General features: G+C 66.4%; 1 protein-coding gene. It reads left to right on the top strand.

Annotated features, from left to right (window positions below; translation table 11 throughout):
• Window positions 1-337 precede the first annotated feature (337 nt).
• Window positions 338-1,696 carry an amino-acid N-acetyltransferase gene (gene argA, locus ACE04A_RS04245; protein WP_100857004.1) on the top strand — a complete coding sequence of 453 codons (1,359 nt, stop codon included), beginning with the start codon at window positions 338-340 and terminating at the stop codon, window positions 1,694-1,696.
• The last annotated feature ends 116 nt before the right edge of the window (window positions 1,697-1,812 follow it).

Raw genomic sequence — 1,812 nt, 5'->3', positions numbered from 1 at the left:
GGCCTGCGCCGGGCGCGCAGGCCGTTGGGGCTCGCGGGTGGCCTCGGCCGGGGCGGCCGACGCGTCGTTGGCCCCCGGGGAAGCCGCTTTGGGCGCCCGCGGGCGGGATGATTCAGGCATGTACGATAGTCCGGTTAGCCGGGCATTATAAATTTCTATGGCGTCCCTGCCTGAACGCGCGCGCGAGCGTGTTGAAATCCGGCACGAAATTAGCGCTGATTTCTCGCCTGCGCATCGCCCCGTCGGCCATATAATTTCGCCACGCCGTCATGGGACGGCGCTATGACGCGGCAAGGCGCCGCGTTTTTACCGACTCTCAGGAATCCCTCCGCCCATCATGCCCGACCTGGAACCAGACACCGTCTCCGCCCTTGAAGCCCCGGAATTCGCAGCCGCGCAGTTCGTCCGATGGTTTCGCGACGTCGCGCCCTATGTGCACGCGTTCCGAGGCAAGACGTTCGTGGTGGCGTTCGGCGGCGAGCTGGTTCAGGCCGGCGCGCTGAACACCCTGGTGCAGGACTTGTCGCTGCTGTCGTCCCTGGGCATCCGGCTGGTGCTGGTGCACGGCTCGCGTCCGCAGGTCAATGAGCAACTGCGCTTGAAGGGCTACACGCAGCAGTTCGATCGCGGCCTGGCGCCCACCGACGCCGCCGCGCTGGAATGCGCCAAGGAAGCCGCGGGCGAAATCCGCCTGGATATCGAAGCCGCGTTCAGCCAGGGCTTGCCCAACACGCCGATGTCGCACGCGCACATCCGCGTCATTTCCGGCAACTTCGTCACGGCCCGACCCACCGGGGTACTGGAAGGAATCGATTACAAGCACACCGGCCAGGTCCGCAAGATCGACGTCGAGGCGCTGAAGTTCGCCATCGAGAAAGGTTCGTCGGTGGTGCTGCTGTCGCCGCTGGGCTTCTCGCCGACGGGCGACGCCTTCAACCTGGCCATGGAAGACCTGGCCACCAGCGTGGCCGTTGCGCTGCGCGCTGAAAAGCTGATCTTCCTGTCCAGCTCGCAAGGCGTGCTGAACGATGACGGCACGCTGGACACCGAACTGGCCCGCGTGGATGCCGACGCGCTGCTGGCGGGCGGCGAGCTGGACGAGGAAACCCACGCCTTCCTGCAATACGCATCGCTGGCGGTCAAGCGCGGCGTGGCCCGCGCCCACCTGCTGCCGTTCGCGCTGGATGGCAGCGTGCTGCTGGAAATCTTTACCCACGACGGCGTGGGCACGATGGTGGTGGAAGACACGCTGGATGACCTGCGCGCCGCCACGATTGACGACGTAGGCGCCATTCTGAGCCTGATCGAACCCTTGGAAGCAGACGGCACCCTGGTGCCGCGCCCGCGCAGCGTGATCGAGCGCGACGTGGAAAACTTCACGGTGCTGGAGCACGACGGCGTGATCTACGGCTGCGCCGCGCTGCACACCTTCGCCGACGAGCAGATGGCCGAAATGGCCTGCCTGATCGTGCACCCGGAATGGCAAGGCTCCGGCGAAGGCGAAATCCTGCTGCGCCACATGGAGTCGCGCGCCCGCGCCACCGGCGCCAAGCGGCTGTTCGTGCTGACCACACGCACGTCGCACTGGTTCATCAAGCGCGGCTTCGTGCAGGGCGGCATTACCGACCTGCCGCGCGAAAAGCAGAACAACTACAACCGGTCGCGCAACAGCCTGGTGTTCATCAAGAAGCTGTAATGCCGGCTGAAGTCGTTGGCAGCGACGGCTGACCGCAGCGACGGCTGACCGCAGCATCGGCTGACCGCAGCGACGGCTGACCGCAGCACCTGAAGGGGGGGGGGGGGGGGGGGGGG

It is taken from the genome of Achromobacter colocynthidis, from assembly GCF_057334535.1.
Note: the sequence above shows the minus strand (reverse complement) of the source record. Positions and strands in the feature narration are given on the sequence as shown.